This is a genomic window from Campylobacter concisus (assembly GCF_002913745.1).
Taxonomy (GTDB): domain Bacteria; phylum Campylobacterota; class Campylobacteria; order Campylobacterales; family Campylobacteraceae; genus Campylobacter_A; species Campylobacter_A concisus_R.
On the sequence record NZ_PPCG01000029.1, the window covers coordinates 1 to 17,663 of the forward strand.

Below are 17,663 nucleotides of genomic sequence, written 5' to 3' on the forward strand. Positions count from 1 at the left end.
ATTTAAAGGTTGGATTATATTTTAGATTTTTAAATTTCAGTTTCATTTAATTAACCCAAGCTTAAAAAACTAATTTTTAAATTTAAACTTAATTAAGATAATTTTACTCTTTTTACTAATTATCCGTTATGAAATATTAATCTTTTTTGATTAATCACACGATAATAACGCCGTTTAATAGCATATCTTAAACTAATATAAAATAAAAATTTAATTTCAAAAATACAAAATTTGTCAGATAGCTGACGGAATTTAATCGCCAGAAGTTATAGAATTGTTTCAAAAATTTCAGGAAGGAGCGTTTGAGATGTTAAATAAAAATTTAACTATCTCTATTCATGTGATTAACAATCACTCTATTAGTGAGCAGGGCGGTCTTGCCTTGTTTTTTAGGAGGAATTTATGAAAAAACATAAATTTGTGATTGCCGATTCTAAACGCTGCATAGGATGTGCTACCTGTATGGCTGCATGTTTTAAAAGTGCTTATGAACGCGGCAAACTATCACGTGCAAGGCTAAGCGTCTTAAGAGAAGCTAGCGGTGTTATGCCGACTCAGTGCAGACAATGCGACGATGGCCCTTGCGCAAATGTATGCCCAACTGGAGCGTTGCGATTTAATGATAATTGCATCGAACTTCACGAGGAAATTTGTATAGGTTGCAAGATGTGCACGATCGCTTGCCCTTATGGTGCGATAAGCTCAAGTGCAGAGCTTATGCCTTCAGTAAATTACGCTGTCGAGCCAAAATACTATCTTGAAGTAGAGTCACAATCAGGCGCAAAAAACATCGCAGTAAAATGTGATATGTGCTTTGGCCGTGAAAATGGACCAGCTTGCGTTGATGTATGCCCAACAAGCGCTCTTATAATGGTAGATCCAGAAGAGGGCAAACATAAGCTTGGCAAGAGGATAGACTACGATGCAGCGAATAAATTTGCTACTAAAATTTTAAACGGACAAGGAGCATAAGATGACTACGGTTTATATGCTATTTCTTGTAAGTGCTGTCGTTAGTATCTTGCTCTACTGCGCTCCAAAAGCCGCTGTGAAAGTTGGTTTTGGACTAAGTGCTATAAGCTGCTTTTATGCGATGTGTCACTTCGTTGCAAATATGGGAGTAAGTGATAGCTTTGCTCTTATGGATGGCTTTTTGTATTCGCCAAAATTTGCACTAAATCCACTTGGAAATTTCTTCAGCTTTGTCGTTGTTTTCATCGGATTTGCAAGTAGTGTTTATGGTATGAGCTATGCAGAAGAGTACATAAAAAAAGCAAATGTTGGTGTGTTTGCATGTTTGTTTAACACATTCATCCTTTCAATGCTTCTAGTAATAAGCGCTGATAATGTATTTTGCTTTGTTGTTTTATGGGAGCTCATGACTCTTGTATCATCATTTCTTATCATCGTCAATGACGGTAAAAATACACTTAAAGCGGTTATGGTATATCTTGGCATCGCACAAATCGGTGCATTTTGTATAACCTGTGGATTGCTTATCACAGCTTACTATGCAGGAAGCTTTGAATTTAGCGCATTTATGGGTGTTAAGATGCCATTTGGCGCTTCTGCTGCTGTATTTATACTATTCTTGGTCGGCTTTGGTAGTAAAGCTGGTATGTGGCCATTCCACGTTTGGCTTCCACAAGCTCACCCAGCAGCACCATCAAACGTTTCAGCCCTTATGTCAGGCGTTATGATTAAAGTTGCTCTATTTACTCTAGTTAAATTTACACTTTACCTACCACTTAGCACATACTTTGGTCTTACAATACTCGCTCTTGGTGCAGCTAGCTCACTATTTGGTGTTTTATACGCTCTTTGCCAACACGACTTCAAAGCTTTGCTTGCTTACCACTCAGTTGAGAACATAGGCATCATCTTGCTAGGTCTTGGAACAGGCATCTACGGCGTTGCAGCTGGAAATTTAACACTTGCAGCAGTAGGTTTTCTAGCAGGTTGCTACCACGTAGTTAACCACGCTATATTTAAAGGTCTGCTTTTCCTTTGCGCTGGTTCAGTTATCCACGCTACTCATACACAAAATATGGACATTCTTGGTGGTCTTGCTAAAAAGATGCCATGGACAAGCCTTGGTATGTTTATAGGTATCATGGGTATCGCAGCTTTACCTCCAGTAAATGGCTTTGTTTCAGAGTGGTTTACATATCAAGGTATGCTTCAAGGTGCGATGGGAGAAGGAACATTAGTTAGATATGCATTTACACTAGGCGTCGTAGCTCTTGCGCTAACAGGCGTTTTGGTTGGTATGCACCTTAAACTTTACGCTGTTATCTTTGCAGGTACTCCAAGAGATCAAAAAATTTGGGAAAATGCTAAAGAGAGTCCAATAGGCATGGTTCTTGGTATGATCATCCTAATGATAGGCTGCGTTGGCTTTGGTCTTGGCGCAAACTACATAGTTGATTACATTATGCAAGCTGTAAATTCTATCGCTATAAGCGACTATAAAGCTAGCCTTGGTGCTATAAATGTAACTTCACCTATGGGTAGCATGATCTCAACTCCACTTATCGCTTTAGTCCTATGTGCGACTATGATTTTGCCATTTATCATCCTTGCTGTTATGAAAGCAAACAGAGATAAGCCACGCGAAACTGATCCTTGGGCTTGTGGCTTTAAATATAGCTCACGTATGCAAATGACAGGTGGTCCATTCACTGGCGACCTTAGAAAAATTATGCAATGGCTATTTAGAGCTGATAAAAAAGTAGTTACTAGAAATTATTTTGACGCGGTTGAGTATCACAACCATCCAAAAGATATTTGGTGGGGAATGTTTTATGAGCCAGTCATTAAATGGTGTGTGAAATTTGCTGATAAGCTAGGTATCGTTCAAAGTGGTTATACAAATGTATATACACTTTATATCTTGCTATATCTTTGTGTCATACTTGCTGTGAGCTACTTTTTAGTTTAGGAGACGAAAATGCAAACTATACTTTTAATGATATTTCAAGTAGTCGTTATCGTTTTGGTAGCTCCTTTGTTTGATGGTATGGCAAGAAAACTTAGAGCTAAACTTCAATCAAAACAAGGTAGCGATTTCTTTCAAACATATCGCGACATTATAAAGCTTTTTAGAAGAGGAAGAACCGTCCCTGAGTGCTCACACTGGGTATTTAGATGGGCTCCATTTTTCCTTTTTGCAACTTCAGCTGCAGTGCTAGCTGCTATACCTATCACTTATAGCAAAGACACTGTATTTGGAGCATATTCAGATATATTTGTTATCCTCTATCTTGGTGCGCTACTTAGATTTGTATTTGGTGCAGCTTCAATGGATAGCGGCAACCCATTTGCAGCAACAGGTGGCGGCAGGGAGCAAATGCTTGGTGTTTATGTTGAGCCAGTTATGATTATGTGCTTAATCGTAGTTATGCTTGCAGCTAAAACATCAAATTTAGTTGAGATCCAAGAGATGGTAAGAACTGGCGTTATCGGATATCAAATTCCAAGTTTTGCCGTTGCTTCTATCGCATTTTTGTGGTGTATGTATGTTGAGACTGGTAGAAAGCCATTTGACTTAGCTGAAGCAGAACAAGAGCTTCAAGAGGGTGTTCTTGGTGAGTATGCTGGTAGCGACCTTGGCTTAGTTCAAGCATCACTTATATTAAAACAGTTTGCTATGATCGGACTTTTCCTAAGCATATTTGAGCCATGGAATTTTAGCAATCCTTTCTTAGCTATTATCGTTTTTGTGATAAAAACTGGAGTATTTTACGTCGCAGCTGTATTTATAGACAACTTTGGACCACGCTTTAAAATGACTTCATCTTTACGCAAAAATGCTCTTGGTGCACTTGCTATTTCGTTTGTTGCACTAACACTTTATGTAGTAGGAGCGTGAGATGCAAACACTAGATATATTAGCCATTTGCATGATCGTAACTTCGCTTGCAGTTTTTGGCCTTAGAAGCTTGAAACTCTCAATCATCGCTTATGCGATAGAGACGCTACTTTTAGTTAGTATATTTTTCTTGCTATCTGAGAAATTTAACGCTGAGCAGCTAAAAACTTGGGCGATCGTTGCGTTTTTTACCAAAGTTCTTTTCGTGCCAGGAATTTTGTTCTGGCTTATCAAAAAACTTGGCGTAGTTAGCGAAGATGAGCCAGTTGGTGGATTTTTTGTAAGCCCTGTTATTGCTATGGGATTTTCTCTAGCTCTTTCAATGAGTATCCACCCTATATTTTTAAAATTCTCTCTTATCAAAGAAGAGATTATGTTAATCGCTGCTGGAACAGTCTTTATGATGGGAATTTTTGGCTTTATGTTAAGAAACTCATTTGTAAAACAAATTCTAGCTTACTGCTTGTTTGAAAATGGTATCCACCTAAGCCTTGCTCTAATGGCTTACAACTCACATGAGCTAGTTGAGCTTGGAATTTTAACAGATGCGATATTTGCTGTTATTATCATGAGCGTTCTAGCGATTAGATTTTATAAAGCTTATGATAGCTTAGATACTTCTAAAGCTTCAAATTTAAGGGGTTAGAGATGGATAGTTTAGCTTTAATACTTATCATACCGCTCCTTGGTGCTTTGATCTTGTTTTTAAGTCCTAAAAACTATGCAGTACTTAGCGGACTTCATGTCTTGTTTTCTGCTGCGACATCAGTGGCTTTACTTAACAATGTTCTTAAAGTTTTAAGTGGCGGAACTTTTTATAGTTTTGATAAATTTTTATTCTTAGATAGCTTAGGCTGTGTTTTCTTAGTGCTTATCGCCGTAACTGGATTTATAGTAAATTTCTACTCTATCCACTATATGAGATGGGAACTTGAAGATGGACACATTCACTTAAGTAATCTTAAAAAATACTACGCACTAAGCCATGTATTTATCTTTACAATGACTTTAAGTGTTATTTGCAACAACGTTGCGTTTATGTGGGCAGCTATCGAGGCTACTACACTAGCTTCTGTATTTTTGGTTGCTATTCACAAAGATCAAAAATCAACAGAGAGTGGTTACAAATACATCGTTCTTTGCTCAATCGGTCTAGCATTTGCTCTTTATGCAACCGTTCTTCTATACTCAGCTACATATAGCACATTAGGAGATGGCCAAGCATCTATGCAGTTTTCAAGCATAATGGAAAATGCTAAAAATCTAAATCCAGATGCTGCAAAACTTATCTTTGTATTTGCGCTAATTGGTTTTGGTACAAAAGCTGGTCTTGCTCCAACTCACACTTGGTTGCCAGACGTTCACGCTGAAGGTCCAGCACCTATCTCAGCATTGCTATCAGGCGTACTTTTAAAATGTGCGATGCTTGCACTTTTAAGATACTATGCTATCGCAGCTCAAGCAGTTGGATTTAGCTTTGTTGAAGGCATAATGATCGTATCAGGAACTATTACACTTTTCGTAGCAGGATTTTTCCTAATAAGACAACACAACGTAAAAAGAATGTTTGCATACCACTCAATCGTTCACATGGGTGTTATCGCATTTGCACTTGGTGTTGGCGGTAAATTTGGTCTATTTGCAGCGATATTCCACTGCTTAGCTCACAGTTTCACAAAAGCTTTGGCATTCTGCTCAACAGGTAACATAGCAAGAATTTACGGCCACAAAGATATGAGTAAGATGGGCGGCATGGTTAAGATCGCACCTATTACAACTATTATGTTTGGTGCAGCTGTTTGCTCACTAGTCGGTGTTCCAGCATTTGCTATATTTGTTAGCGAATATAACGTCTTTGTTGGAGCTATCACAAGTGGTCAATACATCGCAGTTGCGCTATTTGCTATTGCACTTGCAGTTATTTTCATAGCTGACTTTGCGCACTTTAACATGGCAAGCTTTGGCGAGCCAAAAGGTGTGGTTGTTCATAATAAAGAGATGAGTTTGTTTGAAAATTTACCTCTTATAGCACTCTGTGCCCTTATCATAATCTTTGGCGTATGGCACGTAGATAGCTTTTATACGCTAGTAAATAACGGTGTTAATATAATGATGGGAGCTTTAAAATGAGAGGCGATAAATTTGTTGAAATCCTAAAAACAAAGGTAAAAATTTTAGAAGTAACTCGTCAAGCAGACGATCAGATCACAGTTTTGGTGGATAGAAACGATCTTCCACTAGCTGTTAAGACACTTTATTATGATATCGGTGGCTTTATAAGCACCATGATACCAAACGACGAGCGCCAGATAAATGGCTGCTATGCGCTTTACTATGCTATCTCAATGGAAGGTAGCAAGATGACTGAGGCGGATGATTTTGCGGCTGAGGATAAGTGCTTTATCACAGTTAAAACTCTTATCCCAGGAAGCGATCCGACATTTCCATCAGTTACTCCACTTGTACCAGCTTGTGTTTGGTATGAAAGAGAAGCTTATGATATGTTTGGTCTAGTAGCTGAAGGACTACCTGATAAAAGACGTCTAGTTTTAAGTGATGACTGGCCAGATGGACTTCACCCACTTAGAAAAGATGCTATGGACTACCGCTACCGCCCTGATCCAGTAGATCACAGAGATGAGCCTGATGCGGAGTTTTTATTCCCAACAGGCGACGCAGTAGTCGATGTGCCACTTGGACCACTACACGTTACATCTGATGAGCCAGGTCACTTTAGACTTTTCTGTGACGGCGACGAGATCATCGATGCTGATTATCGCTTGTTCTATCAACACCGCGGTATGGAAAAGCTAGCTGAAAACAGAATGAACTATGATCAAATGGGCTATCTTGCAGAGCGCGTTTGCGGAATTTGTGGTTATGCTCACGCCATCGCTTGTATCGAAGCTGCAGAAAAAGCTATTAAGCTTGAAATCCCACTAAGAGCTCAAGCTATACGCGTCATCTGTCTTGAGATCGAGCGTCTTCACAGCCACCTTTTAAATATAGGTCTAGCTTGTGAGGTTACTGGTAACTACAACGCTTTTATGCACATCTTTAGGGTTCGTGAGTACTCTATGGAGCTAGCTCAGCTTGTAACTGGCGGACGTAAAACATACGGCAACGTCGTTATGGGCGGCTTAAGACGCGATATGACAAACCATGAGATCAAAAAAGGCTTAGAGATCATCAACAAACTTGATATTCAAATTTCAGAAATTTGGGATGCAGTTTTGGAAGATAAACGCCAAATCGGACGCTGGAAAGGTGTAGGTATCTTAGACCGCCAAATCGCACGTGACTTTAGCCCAGTTGGTCCAAATATGAGAGGCTCTGGCTTTAAACGTGATAACCGCTACGATCACCCATACGACTTCTTCAAACAGATAGAATTTGAAGTAGCAGTTGAGCATGGTTGCGACGTTTTTGCTCGTGAGATGGTTAGATATAAAGAGCTAAAAAGCTCTATCCACATCATCCGCCAATGCTTTGAGATGATGCCTCAAACTCCGATCATGATCGATCCTGTGACTATGATCAAACCTGAGAATTTCGCACTTGGTCACGATGAAGCACCACGTGGTGAGAACGTTCACTGGATCATGCAAGGTAGCGCTCAAAAAGTATATCGCTGGAGATGTAGGGCTGCGACATATAACAACTGGCCAAGCCTAAGGTATCAATTTAGAGGAAACAACATAAGTGACGCTGCGCTTATCGTTTGCTCACTTGACCCTTGCTACTCATGCACCGAGCGTGTTACTTTGGTTGATGTAAGGACTAAAAAAAGTAAAATTTTAACAGAAAAAGACCTTAAAAAATTCTGTCAAGATGGCGGAGTTAGTAAGAAGGATTTAAGATGATGAAGTTATTTGACATCACAGAAAAATATGGAAAGGCGACATACGCCTATCCATTTGAGCCATATATTGTGCCTGAGAATTTCCGCGGTCAGCCAGACTATACATACGATCTTTGTATAGGTTGTGCAGCTTGTGGTATCGCTTGTCCTAGTAATGCAATAGAGCTTAAGATGAACGATGAGCAAACAAGACTTGTTTGGCAGTTTGACTGTGGTCGTTGCATATTCTGCGGACGCTGCGATGAGGTTTGCCCAACTGGAGCCGTAAGACTTAGCGATAGCTTTGAGCTTGCGGTTAAATTCGACAAGAGCGCTCTTATCCAAAGAGGCGAGCTTGAGATGCAAACTTGCAAATGCTGCGGCAAACCATTTACGCCAAAAAGGCTTATAAATTTCACCCTTGAAAAGCTTGGCACAGCAAATTTACTCCCAGGCAGGCTTGAAGAGGCAAAAGAGTATCTTTTTATCTGCCCAGAGTGCAAGAAAAATCAATCTGCTGAGAGGCTAACAAAAGGCGTTGAGGAGGCTATAAAATGAGTCTATATCAAGTCCCAGAGGACATAAAAACAGCAAATGACCTAACTGCAAAGCTAGAGCATTTAAAAAATATCAAAAGAAGCTTTAGCGTTTATAGGATCGACTGCGGAAGCTGCAACGGTTGTGAGATCGAAATTTTCGCTGCTATCACTCCGATGTGGGATCCAGAGCGCTTTGGCTTTAAGCTTGTAGCAAACCCAAGACACGCTGATATCTTGCTTTGCTCAGGACCAGTCACAAGACAGATGTACTACCCACTACTTCGTGCTTATGAAGCAGCTCCAGATCCTAAGATCGTAGTTGCTTTTGGTGCTTGTGGAAGTACTGGCGGAATTTTCCACGACGCTTACAGCGTTTGGGGCGGTATAGATAAGATAATCCCAGTTGATGTCTATATCCCAGGCTGCCCTCCACACCCAGCAAGTGTTATTTACGGTCTTGGTATGGCTCTTGGCATCATCGATCAAAAATTGCACAAAAAAAGCTATGAAAATGACAGCACTACGCCTCCACCAGTTGAGAAGTCAGTAATGGGCGATATCTTGTTTGAACGTGACTTACAAGCTGAAAGTAAAAGGCTGATGAGCTATATCTTTGGTAGAACGCTATTTGAAAAATATATGGACGCTATCAAAGCCTCAAGAGATATCCACAACCCAGAGCTTGCACGTGAAGCAGTTGTAGCAGCTATCAAAAAAGAAGATGACCCTAGATATGCTGAGTGTATGGCACTTTTGCATAACGACATCTATCTAAAATACGCAAAAGCTGGTAAAAATTTTGCGATCGATGTTGATAGCGAGGTTTGGAGTAAAAGATGATTCAAGTTTATAAGCTTACAAAAAGGCATATGGACGACAACGAGAAGCTTCCACGCGAGCTAAAGGAGATAAAAATTTTCTCCACTTGCGTGGGACATGGTGTTGGTACGATTGATTTTAGCGAGAAGATCTTAGAGCTAAGCGATGAGGAATTTGACGAGATGATCAAAAACTCAGGCGAATATGTGAAATTTAAGATCGGAAATTTAAGCAAGTATTTTGAAGTTGAAATTTTTGCTGAGCATATCGCTAGACTCTTGCCACAGCTTTGTGAGTGTAAGCTTAAAGAAATTTTGGCAAATTTAAAAGAGGGTTATATCGTGCTTAGGAAGGACTTTTGATGAAAAAGGCCATCCTTTGCATTGGTAATCCTATGCGTGGCGATGATGATGTGGGCAATGAAGTCGGACGCATCGTAGAGCAGGAGCTAAAAGAGTGGAAGGTCTTTTTTGGGCAAGATGTGCCTGAGAATGAATTTTCAGCTATTAGAGATTTTGCACCTGATATCTTGATAGTAGTAGATGCGATGAGTGGTTTTGATGAGGATAAGATAGAGTTTTTTGACCTAAGTAACGATAGAGACTACATCTACTCAACCCATAATCTCCCAACGCCAGTACTTTTAAGCTATTTACGAAAAATTTGTCCAAAGACGCTTTTTCTTGGCATTAGCGTTTTGCTTGAAAATGTCCTTGATTTTGAAGAGGGTCTAAGTGAGCAGGCTAAAAAAAGTGCCAGAAAAGCTTTTTTAAAAATTGTAGAGATTGATAAAAATTTAGTTGGTTAAATTTAGCAAGAGCTAAATTTAATCTGGGGTTTGCTAAAGATAAATTTGATCGTTTTGGATTTGAAATTTAGTGTAAAAATAAACTTTAGACATTAAATTTTGACGCTAAAATCTCTATCTTTGGCGCTACTTCTTTGCTTTTATTTCTTATAGATCAAAGAAGGTTAAATAAAAAGGAGACGTGATGTTAAATCCGGCAGAAACCGCTCAAGCGGTGTCAAGTTCTATGGAGCATAAAGCTCATACGCCACTTGTAAGCATTATATTTCTTGCTATCATGGCTGGAGCTGCTATTGCAATGGGTGATATTTTCTGGGCTCACTCAACAGTTGGTATGGCTGAAAAACAGTCTATCGGTCTTTCAAACTTCATCGGTGGTATCACATTTAGCTGCGGCCTCATGATGGTTGTGTTTTATGGCGGTCACCTATTTACTAGCTCTATTTTAAGTGGTGTTAGTGCGTATGATGGCAAATTACCACTTGGCAAAACCATAGGCTATTGGGCTATCGTTTGGATATTTAACTTCGTTGGTGGCGCATTGATCGCTTATATGTACTACTACTCTGGTTTGCCACTAAAATACGACGGCTACATCTTGCAACACTTCGTGCCAGCAGCTATTGGCAAGATCACAGCACCATTTCATGAGCTATTTATCCGTGGTATCTTTTGTAACGTCTTTGTTTGTATGTCTATCTGGACTGCGACAAGCGAGAGCAACCTATCTGGTAAATTCTTTGCCATTATGTGGATGATCGGCGCATTTGTTGCTTGCTCAATGGAACACTGCGTTGCAAATATGTTCATCATAACTGAAGCTATTATCTCTAAAGCTCACTACATAGCAGCAAGCGGTGGCGATATCAATGCTGCAGCAGCTTTACTTCACACTACAGCTGATAAACTAGATGTCATCAACTGGACAAATTTCTTAAGCAAAAACTTGCTTCCAGTTACACTTGGTAACATCTGCGGTGGTCTTTTCTTTGTTGGTCTTGTTGGCTTCATGGCTAATAAATTTGATATGAAGAAAAAAGCTTAATAAACTCCCTTTTAGTCTTTGCTTTTATGGCAAAGGCTAAATTTTAAATTTCTCTTTTTTACCTTAAAAGTTTCAAAAAAATCTCTTATTTTTAATCTAAAAATGTCACACTAATTTAAAATTTATCGTTTTAACTCTCTTGTTTTTGAAAATTTGTGACATTTTGGAGTTTAAAATATCTTAGTTAATAAATTTAGAGCAATAATAAAGCTAAAATTTAATATAATCCCACGAAAAAAGGAGAGCTTATGAAAATTTTTAATGCATTTTTTACTGGCATTATATTTGTTCTCGCTCCTATTTTTACGCTATTTGTCGGAATTTACAACAACTACTTTTCACACTACGGCATAAACGAGTATTTCAATGTGATTTTTGTGGATAACGTGCCTTTTTTGTGGCTTTTACCTGTGTTTTTTATATTTGGATATTGTTTCTTTTACGCGCCATTTAGAAAAATTTTTAGAGCCTTTTATCTGTTCTTACTTGTGCTTTGCGCACTTAGTTGGTATCCTGATTTTGGACGAAGCTTGGGCGAGGCTTATTTTATGAGTAAGCCACTTGAGATGGATCTATCTTCAAATTTACAAAGCGAGCAAAAAACAAGCGGCAAAGTCCTTTATGACGGACGAAGAGAAATTTATTTTCTAAGAAGTGACAATGATAAAGTCGTTAAAATTTCAAAGTAAAGTTTTACCTTTATTTAGTTACAATGGCATAAAAATTTAAAGGTTTAAAATGCGTATAAAACTTCCACACGTACCTTATGTCTCACATAAAATAGCAATAGATCTTTTAAACTGTGGTTTTGTAAAGTTAAACAAAGGTATCGAGCCAATCGTAGCAAAAGCAAGTGAAATTTTAACTACTGACGTTCAAAAAGAAAGAGCGCTGGATGAGCGAGTAAATGAGCTTTTAGAGAAAAACGAGGACGAGATGCAAACTATGCAAATCGACCGCAAAAATATGTTTTGGCTCGTTAAAAAGAAACTTGCTGGCGAATTTGACGTCATTTTAACTCATGAAGATAGATTTAGCAATGTCGCTCACAAGATACTTGAAGCTATCTGGAAGAGCGATTTGGTCGAGTATAACGTATCAGAAAATCGCGTGAAAAATGTCATTTATAGCTCGATAGATGAGTATCTAAAAAGCTATGAGAAGATAGAAGATAGCGTCTATGAGATGATGCAAAACTACAAACGCAAACTTATCCCTGGAACTGACGAATACGACCTGATTTTCGAGCGTTTGTATCAAGATGAGCTTAAAAAAAGAGGAATGCTTTAATGAAAGCTTATATTTACATTGAAAACGGCGTTTTTTTAGAGGCAAAAGCCTTTGGTGCTCACGGCGAGTGCGCAGGCGAGCTCGTTTTTAATACTTCTATGACTGGCTATGAAGAGATCATGAGCGATCCAAGCTATGCTGGTCAGTTTATCGTCTTTACTATGCCAGAGATCGGCATCGTTGGCATAAACGAAGATGATATGGAGAGCCTTAGAATTAATGCAAGTGGCGTCATAATGAGAAACTACAACGAAATTCCCTCAAACTACCGCTCGCAAAAGTCTTTAGGCAAATTTTTCGAAGAGCAGGGCAAATTTGGTGTTTATGACGTTGATACTAGATATTTAACAAAGATGCTACGTGATGAAGGCGCTTTGATGGCTTATATCTCAACGCAGATAAGCGATAAAGATGAGCTAAAACGCAGGCTTGAAAGTAGCGGACGCATAGAAAATATAAACTACGTAAAAACAGTCAGCGCAATGGACGAGTATGAGCACAAAAAAGGCGCTTGGGATAGAAATTTAAAGTCATATAAGCCGCTAAAAAGTATCGGCAAAAAGATAGCTGTTTTTGACTTTGGCGTAAAGAGAAATATCCTAAATGAGCTATGTGAAACTGGTCTTGAGGTCATCGTCGTGCCACACGATACTAAGGCTGAAGTTTTGATAGATAAATTTAAAAATGGTGAGATAAATGGGGTATTTTTATCAAATGGACCAGGTGAGCCAAAGAATTTAAAGGCTGAAATAGCAGAGATCAAAAAGATGATAGAGGCAAAAATCCCGATATTTGGCATATGCCTTGGCCACCAGCTACTATCAAATGCCTTTGGATATGAGACATATAAGCTTAAATTTGGCCAGCATGGAGCAAACCACCCTGTCTTAAATTTAGAGACAAAAGCGATAGAGATAACAACGCAAAATCACAACTACAACGTGCCAGAGAGCATCGCTGAAGTAGCGGTTGTGACACATAGAAATTTGTTTGACAACACGATCGAGGGCGTAAGATACAAGGACTATCCGATCTTCTCAGTACAGCACCACCCAGAAGCAAGCAGCGGTCCTAATGAGAGCAAATATATATTTAAGCAGTTTTTAGAAATTTTATAATATGCAAAACATAAGCCTTTACATGATTATTTCAGTTGCGCTTTTGAGCAGCTTTAGTCATTGCATCGGCATGTGTAGCGGTTTTTTGAGCTTGCAAGCTCTATTTTTTAAAGGCAAAAGCAAGAGTGAAATTTTAATGCTAAGCGCGCTTTATAACCTAGCTAGAATTTTTGCTTATGTGGCTTTGGGAGCTTTGTTTGGCGCTTTTGGAGCAGCTATTAGTTTTGGTATGCAAGCAAGAGGCGTGATATTTTTCATAGTTGGCTTAGTGATCGCATTTATTGGCATCGCACTGCTTTTTAGAGGCGAGCTTTTAAAATTTGTTGAGAGCGAAAAAGCACTTAAATTTATAGTAAAAATGGCAAAAACAAGCGTGCAAAAGAGAAATTTGACAAATTTCTTACTGCTTGGCTTTTTAAATGGGCTTTTGCCTTGTGGCGTGGTCTATTATTTCTTAGCGCTTGGAGTTTTAAGCGCAAATGTGGCTGACGCATCCATGATAATGCTTATCTTTGGGCTTTGCACCTTACCAGCGATGCTACTAGCTAGCTTTGTCTTTGGCTTGCTAAGAGAGAAATTTAAAGAGATCATGTTTAAGCTCTCAGCTTGCATAATGATCTTAAACGGACTTTATCTATCATTTTTAGGATATAGAGCAAATGCCTAGTTTAAATTTAGATGAAAATTTCCTTTCAAGTAGCGATGGCATGAGGATTGCTAAGCTTGCTATGATGGGCGAGATGATAGCAAATATAACTCATCAGTGGAAGCAGCCGCTAAATGAGCTAAGTTTAGTTTTATATAAGATGAAAAAGCTTGCTGGTAGCGAGGATGGCGAATTTATCGGCTCTTATGAGAGGGCTATGCAGATCATAAAGTATATGTCAGAAACTACTGATGAGTTTAGCTCGTTTTTAAATCCAAACACACTTTCGCAAGAATTTAGCCTAGCAGACGCAGCTAGAGCATCTATACAGATCGTAAAAGGCGTGATGAAAAAAGAGGGCGTTCATATAGAGCTTGAGGTATTAGTGGACTCAAAAATTTATGGTCATAAAAACAGGCTTATGCAAGTCATCATAAATTTACTAAATAACGCAAAAGACGCACTAAATTTACAAAAGATAGAAGATAAAAATATAAAAATAAAGATTGATAGCGATGAAAATTTTGCTTACCTAAGCGTAGAAGATAACGGTGGTGGCATAGATAAAAATGTGATAGATGAGATCTTTAAGCCATATTTTACCACCAAAGAAGATACCAAAGGCACTGGCTTAGGACTTTATATGTCAAAGCAAATAATCGATCAATTTAATGCAGAAATAACAGCGGGCAACAGCGATAATGGTGCCTGTTTCTTAATAAAGTTACCACATAAGGAGAAAGTAAATGAGTAGAATTTTAAAAAATCTAACCGTTTTACTAGTCGAAAACAATAGTGATAGCAGAAAGATTATTTATGATATATTAATTGATAATTTTGAGAAGGTTATTACAGCTCAAAACGGTGATGAAGGTTTGAAAAAATTTAAAAAATATAATCCAAATATGGTAATTACCGATGTTTTTATGCCAATTATTGATGGTCTTGATATGGCGAAATGCATCAAAGAAATTTCTAAAGATACTCCAATTATAATTTTGAGTACTCATTGTGAAAAAGAAACTTTACTGAAGGCTATTGATGTTGGTATTGACAAATTTCTTATCAAACCAATCATGCCAGGTGATTTTTTAGAAACTATAGAAAATGTTGCAAAAAATAAGATAGAAACAACAAATATCATCAAAATTGGAAATGGATATAGTTTTAATAAGATTAAACGTGTATTAATTAGAGAAGGTGTTGAAATTTCACTTACTAAAAAAGAGCTTGCATTTGTGTCATTGCTTATAAAAAGATTTGGTACTCTTGTATTGCATGATGAGATTAAAAGTGTTGTTTGGGTTGGTGAAAGTGTTACAGAAGCTGCTATTAGAACCTTTGTTAAACGTGTCAGAGATAAAGTTGGCAGTAGTTTTATAAAAAATGTCCCAGGGCTTGGTTATAAAATAGAGCGAAAGATCTCTTAGTAAAAGATAATTTATATTAATTAAGTTTTTTTATAGTCCTTATACTTTAAAATAACGAATCATTAATATAAATTTAACTAGGAGGATATTTTATGCGCCCATCTCAGCTACTACACTATGATTATAGTGTAGCAAAGCTATTTATGTTTGCCACGATACTCTTTGGTATCATAGGCATGGTTGTTGGCGTAGTTATAGCTTTTCAAATGGCCTGTCCAGAGCTTAACTACATAGCCGGCGAATATTCGGCGTTTGGGAGGTTGCGTCCTCTTCATACTAATGGCATCATTTTTGGCTTCATGCTCTCAGGCATCTTTGCCACTTGGTACTACATCGGACAGCGTGTTTTAAAGGTCTCGATGAGTGAGTCGCCATTTTTGATGTTTATCGGCAAGCTTCACTTTTGGCTATATATGCTTGTTATGGTTTTGGCTGTTGTTACGCTTTTTATGGGTGAGAGCACAGCTAAGGAGTACGCAGAGCTCGAGTGGCCACTAGATATCGCAGTGGTTGTTGTTTGGGTACTTTGGGGTGTTAGTATATTTGGCCTAATCGGTATCCGCCGTGAAAAGACACTTTATATCTCAGTTTGGTACTACATCGCTACATTTTTAGGCGTTGCGATGCTATATCTATTTAACAACATGGAAGTTCCAACAAGACTTGTTAGCGGATATGGCTCATGGCTACACTCTGTCTCTATGTACGCTGGCTCAAACGACGCTTTGGTTCAGTGGTGGTACGGCCACAACGCGGTTGCATTCGTTTTTACAGTGGCGATCATCGCTCAAATTTATTATTTCTTACCAAAAGAGAGCGGTCAGCCGATATTTTCATATAAATTATCGCTATTTTCATTTTGGGGTCTGATGTTTATCTACCTTTGGGCTGGCGGACACCACCTAATTTACTCTGCTACGCCTGATTGGATGCAGACTATGGGTTCAGTCTTTTCTATCGTTTTGATCCTGCCTTCATGGGGTTCAGCGATAAACATCCTTCTTACGATGAAGGGCGAGTGGGCGCAGCTTAGAGAGAGTCCGCTTATTAAATTTATGGTTCTAGCTTCGACATTTTATATGTTCTCAACACTTGAAGGACCGATACTCTCTATCAAGTCTGTAAATGCTCTAGCGCACTTTACTGACTGGGTACCAGGACACGTTCACGACGGCGCACTTGGCTGGGTTGGCTTTATGATCATGGCGGCACTTTATCACATGACGCCGCGCGTATTTAAGCGTGAAATTTACTCAAAGTCGCTAATGGAAGCTCAGTTTTGGATACAAACAACAGGTATCGTTTTATACTTCGCGTCTATGTGGATCGCTGGTATCACACAAGGTATGATGTGGAGAGCGACTGATAGCTATGGAAATTTACTCTACTCGTTTATAGATACGGTAGTCGTGCTTATCCCATACTACTATATAAGGGCTATTGGCGGACTTCTTTATCTAGTTGGCTTCTTGATGTTTGCTTATAACATCTACAAATCAACTTCTGCTAAAGCTATCTTAGCAGAGCCAAAAAGCGCTTCGCCTATGGGCGGCGGGGCAAAAGCTAGCGCGGAGGTAATGTGATGTTTGCTTGGTTAGAAAAAAATCCATTCTTTTTTGCAGTTTGTGTCTTTATAGTCATCGCTTACGCTGGCATAGTTGAAATTTTACCAGACTTTGCAAACAGAGCTAGACCGCTTGAGGGCACAAAGCCTTACACCGTTTTAGAGCTAGCTGGCAAAAACATCTATATGCAAAATGGCTGCAACACTTGCCACTCTCAAATGATCCGTCCGTTTAAAGCTGAGACTGATAGATACGGCATGTATTCACTAAGTGGCGAATTTGCCTATGATCGTCCGCACCTTTGGGGCTCAAAAAGAACAGGTCCAGATCTTATGCGTGTGGGCAACTATAGAACGACTGACTGGCATGAAAATCACATGCTAAATCCAGCCTCAGTAGTGCCAGGCTCGATCATGCCAGCATATCCATTTTTATTTAAGAAGAATGCTGACATAGAGACTGCTTACGCTGAAGCGTTAACGGTTAAAAAGGTCTTTAACACGCCTTATGACGAAAAAGATATGCCAGCACTTGGCACGCTAGAGCAGACAAATGCTAATGTCAAGGCTGAGGCTGCAGCTATCGTTGAAAATATGAAAGATGAGCAGGTAAAAAGTGCATTTGAAAAAGGTGAAATTCGCCAGATCGTAGCACTGATTGCTTATCTAAATAGCCTAAAGTAGGAGCGTAA

19 protein-coding genes are annotated in these 17,663 nt (G+C 38.8%); all 19 read left to right on the forward strand.

Going from position 1 to position 17,663, the window contains the following annotated elements; translation table 11 throughout:
• Positions 1-402 precede the first annotated feature (402 nt).
• The 19 genes from CYO90_RS03380 (at position 403) to ccoO (ending at position 17,655) form a co-directional block, all read left to right on the forward strand.
• Positions 403-972, forward strand: coding sequence for a 4Fe-4S dicluster domain-containing protein (locus CYO90_RS03380; protein WP_009294859.1), 570 nt, complete (start codon positions 403-405; stop codon positions 970-972).
• 1 nt (position 973) lies between these two features.
• Positions 974-2,941: a proton-conducting transporter membrane subunit gene (locus CYO90_RS03385; RefSeq protein ID WP_012001180.1), complete on the forward strand. Its 1,968-nt coding sequence runs from the start codon at positions 974-976 to the stop codon at positions 2,939-2,941.
• Between the two features lie 9 nt (positions 2,942-2,950).
• Positions 2,951-3,871 carry a respiratory chain complex I subunit 1 family protein gene (locus CYO90_RS03390; RefSeq protein WP_002939300.1) on the forward strand — a complete coding sequence of 307 codons (921 nt, stop codon included), beginning with the start codon at positions 2,951-2,953 and terminating at the stop codon, positions 3,869-3,871.
• A gap of 1 nt (position 3,872) precedes the next feature.
• Positions 3,873-4,517, forward strand: coding sequence for a hydrogenase 4 membrane subunit (gene hyfE, locus CYO90_RS03395; protein ID WP_002939315.1), 645 nt, complete (start codon positions 3,873-3,875; stop codon positions 4,515-4,517).
• A 2-nt stretch (positions 4,518-4,519) separates the two neighbouring features.
• A complete protein-coding gene (locus tag CYO90_RS03400) occupies positions 4,520-6,001 on the forward strand; it encodes a hydrogenase 4 subunit F (protein ID WP_103578442.1) in 1,482 nt (493 codons plus the stop codon).
• Positions 5,998-7,734, forward strand: coding sequence for an NADH-quinone oxidoreductase subunit C (locus CYO90_RS03405; protein WP_009294856.1), 1,737 nt, complete (start codon positions 5,998-6,000; stop codon positions 7,732-7,734). The genes CYO90_RS03400 and CYO90_RS03405 overlap by 4 nt, the downstream gene beginning before the upstream one ends.
• On the forward strand, positions 7,731-8,270 hold the full coding sequence (locus CYO90_RS03410) for a formate hydrogenlyase complex iron-sulfur subunit (protein WP_002939210.1): 540 nt from the start codon (positions 7,731-7,733) through the stop codon (positions 8,268-8,270). Before CYO90_RS03405 ends, CYO90_RS03410 begins: the two co-directional genes overlap by 4 nt.
• On the forward strand, positions 8,267-9,091 hold the full coding sequence (locus CYO90_RS03415) for an NADH-quinone oxidoreductase subunit B family protein (RefSeq protein WP_009294855.1): 825 nt from the start codon (positions 8,267-8,269) through the stop codon (positions 9,089-9,091). Before CYO90_RS03410 ends, CYO90_RS03415 begins: the two co-directional genes overlap by 4 nt.
• Positions 9,088-9,432: a formate hydrogenlyase maturation HycH family protein gene (locus tag CYO90_RS03420; protein ID WP_002939326.1), complete on the forward strand. Its 345-nt coding sequence runs from the start codon at positions 9,088-9,090 to the stop codon at positions 9,430-9,432. Before CYO90_RS03415 ends, CYO90_RS03420 begins: the two co-directional genes overlap by 4 nt.
• Positions 9,432-9,878 carry a hydrogenase 3 maturation endopeptidase HyCI gene (locus tag CYO90_RS03425; protein ID WP_103578443.1) on the forward strand — a complete coding sequence of 149 codons (447 nt, stop codon included), beginning with the start codon at positions 9,432-9,434 and terminating at the stop codon, positions 9,876-9,878. The genes CYO90_RS03420 and CYO90_RS03425 overlap by 1 nt, the downstream gene beginning before the upstream one ends.
• A 184-nt stretch (positions 9,879-10,062) precedes the next feature.
• Entirely contained in the window at positions 10,063-10,923 is an 861-nt protein-coding gene (locus CYO90_RS03430; protein WP_103578444.1) for a formate/nitrite transporter family protein, read from the forward strand.
• Between the two features lie 248 nt (positions 10,924-11,171).
• The gene (locus tag CYO90_RS03435; protein ID WP_103578445.1) at positions 11,172-11,612 is read left to right on the forward strand and encodes an isoleucyl-tRNA synthetase; all 441 of its coding nucleotides are present in this window, start codon (positions 11,172-11,174) and stop codon (positions 11,610-11,612) included.
• 49 nt (positions 11,613-11,661) lie between these two features.
• Positions 11,662-12,213, forward strand: coding sequence for a DUF507 family protein (locus tag CYO90_RS03440; RefSeq protein WP_002939254.1), 552 nt, complete (start codon positions 11,662-11,664; stop codon positions 12,211-12,213).
• A complete protein-coding gene (carA, locus tag CYO90_RS03445; RefSeq protein WP_103578446.1) occupies positions 12,213-13,331 on the forward strand; it encodes a glutamine-hydrolyzing carbamoyl-phosphate synthase small subunit in 1,119 nt (372 codons plus the stop codon). The genes CYO90_RS03440 and carA overlap by 1 nt, the downstream gene beginning before the upstream one ends.
• Positions 13,332-13,353: 22 nt before the next feature.
• Positions 13,354-13,998: a sulfite exporter TauE/SafE family protein gene (locus CYO90_RS03450; protein WP_103578457.1), complete on the forward strand. Its 645-nt coding sequence runs from the start codon at positions 13,354-13,356 to the stop codon at positions 13,996-13,998.
• The gene (locus CYO90_RS03455; protein ID WP_103578447.1) at positions 13,991-14,731 is read left to right on the forward strand and encodes a sensor histidine kinase; all 741 of its coding nucleotides are present in this window, start codon (positions 13,991-13,993) and stop codon (positions 14,729-14,731) included. Before CYO90_RS03450 ends, CYO90_RS03455 begins: the two co-directional genes overlap by 8 nt.
• Positions 14,724-15,407 carry a response regulator transcription factor gene (locus CYO90_RS03460; protein ID WP_103578448.1) on the forward strand — a complete coding sequence of 228 codons (684 nt, stop codon included), beginning with the start codon at positions 14,724-14,726 and terminating at the stop codon, positions 15,405-15,407. The genes CYO90_RS03455 and CYO90_RS03460 overlap by 8 nt, the downstream gene beginning before the upstream one ends.
• Positions 15,408-15,499: 92 nt before the next feature.
• Positions 15,500-16,990, forward strand: a complete 1,491-nt coding sequence (ccoN, locus tag CYO90_RS03465) for a cytochrome-c oxidase, cbb3-type subunit I (RefSeq protein ID WP_021084787.1) — start codon at positions 15,500-15,502, stop codon at positions 16,988-16,990.
• Complete coding sequence (gene ccoO, locus CYO90_RS03470) at positions 16,990-17,655, forward strand: cytochrome-c oxidase, cbb3-type subunit II (RefSeq protein WP_002939297.1); 666 nt, start codon at positions 16,990-16,992, stop codon at positions 17,653-17,655. Before ccoN ends, ccoO begins: the two co-directional genes overlap by 1 nt.
• The last annotated feature ends 8 nt before the right edge of the window (positions 17,656-17,663 follow it).

Excerpts from the sequence above, each read along its gene's own strand:
- CYO90_RS03380 (WP_009294859.1), top strand. The coding sequence starts at position 403 with ATGAAAAAACATAAATTTGTGATTGCCGATTCTAAACGCTGCATAGGA.
- CYO90_RS03385 (WP_012001180.1), top strand. The coding sequence starts at position 974 with ATGACTACGGTTTATATGCTATTTCTTGTAAGTGCTGTCGTTAGTATC.
- CYO90_RS03390 (WP_002939300.1), top strand. The coding sequence starts at position 2,951 with ATGCAAACTATACTTTTAATGATATTTCAAGTAGTCGTTATCGTTTTG.
- hyfE (WP_002939315.1), top strand. The coding sequence starts at position 3,873 with ATGCAAACACTAGATATATTAGCCATTTGCATGATCGTAACTTCGCTT.
- CYO90_RS03400 (WP_103578442.1), top strand. The coding sequence starts at position 4,520 with ATGGATAGTTTAGCTTTAATACTTATCATACCGCTCCTTGGTGCTTTG.
- CYO90_RS03405 (WP_009294856.1), top strand. The coding sequence starts at position 5,998 with ATGAGAGGCGATAAATTTGTTGAAATCCTAAAAACAAAGGTAAAAATT.
- CYO90_RS03410 (WP_002939210.1), top strand. The coding sequence starts at position 7,731 with ATGATGAAGTTATTTGACATCACAGAAAAATATGGAAAGGCGACATAC.
- CYO90_RS03415 (WP_009294855.1), top strand. The coding sequence starts at position 8,267 with ATGAGTCTATATCAAGTCCCAGAGGACATAAAAACAGCAAATGACCTA.
- CYO90_RS03420 (WP_002939326.1), top strand. The coding sequence starts at position 9,088 with ATGATTCAAGTTTATAAGCTTACAAAAAGGCATATGGACGACAACGAG.
- CYO90_RS03425 (WP_103578443.1), top strand. The coding sequence starts at position 9,432 with ATGAAAAAGGCCATCCTTTGCATTGGTAATCCTATGCGTGGCGATGAT.
- CYO90_RS03430 (WP_103578444.1), top strand. The coding sequence starts at position 10,063 with ATGTTAAATCCGGCAGAAACCGCTCAAGCGGTGTCAAGTTCTATGGAG.
- CYO90_RS03435 (WP_103578445.1), top strand. The coding sequence starts at position 11,172 with ATGAAAATTTTTAATGCATTTTTTACTGGCATTATATTTGTTCTCGCT.
- CYO90_RS03440 (WP_002939254.1), top strand. The coding sequence starts at position 11,662 with ATGCGTATAAAACTTCCACACGTACCTTATGTCTCACATAAAATAGCA.
- carA (WP_103578446.1), top strand. The coding sequence starts at position 12,213 with ATGAAAGCTTATATTTACATTGAAAACGGCGTTTTTTTAGAGGCAAAA.
- CYO90_RS03450 (WP_103578457.1), top strand. The coding sequence starts at position 13,354 with ATGATTATTTCAGTTGCGCTTTTGAGCAGCTTTAGTCATTGCATCGGC.
- CYO90_RS03455 (WP_103578447.1), top strand. The coding sequence starts at position 13,991 with ATGCCTAGTTTAAATTTAGATGAAAATTTCCTTTCAAGTAGCGATGGC.
- CYO90_RS03460 (WP_103578448.1), top strand. The coding sequence starts at position 14,724 with ATGAGTAGAATTTTAAAAAATCTAACCGTTTTACTAGTCGAAAACAAT.
- ccoN (WP_021084787.1), top strand. The coding sequence starts at position 15,500 with ATGCGCCCATCTCAGCTACTACACTATGATTATAGTGTAGCAAAGCTA.
- ccoO (WP_002939297.1), top strand. The coding sequence starts at position 16,990 with ATGTTTGCTTGGTTAGAAAAAAATCCATTCTTTTTTGCAGTTTGTGTC.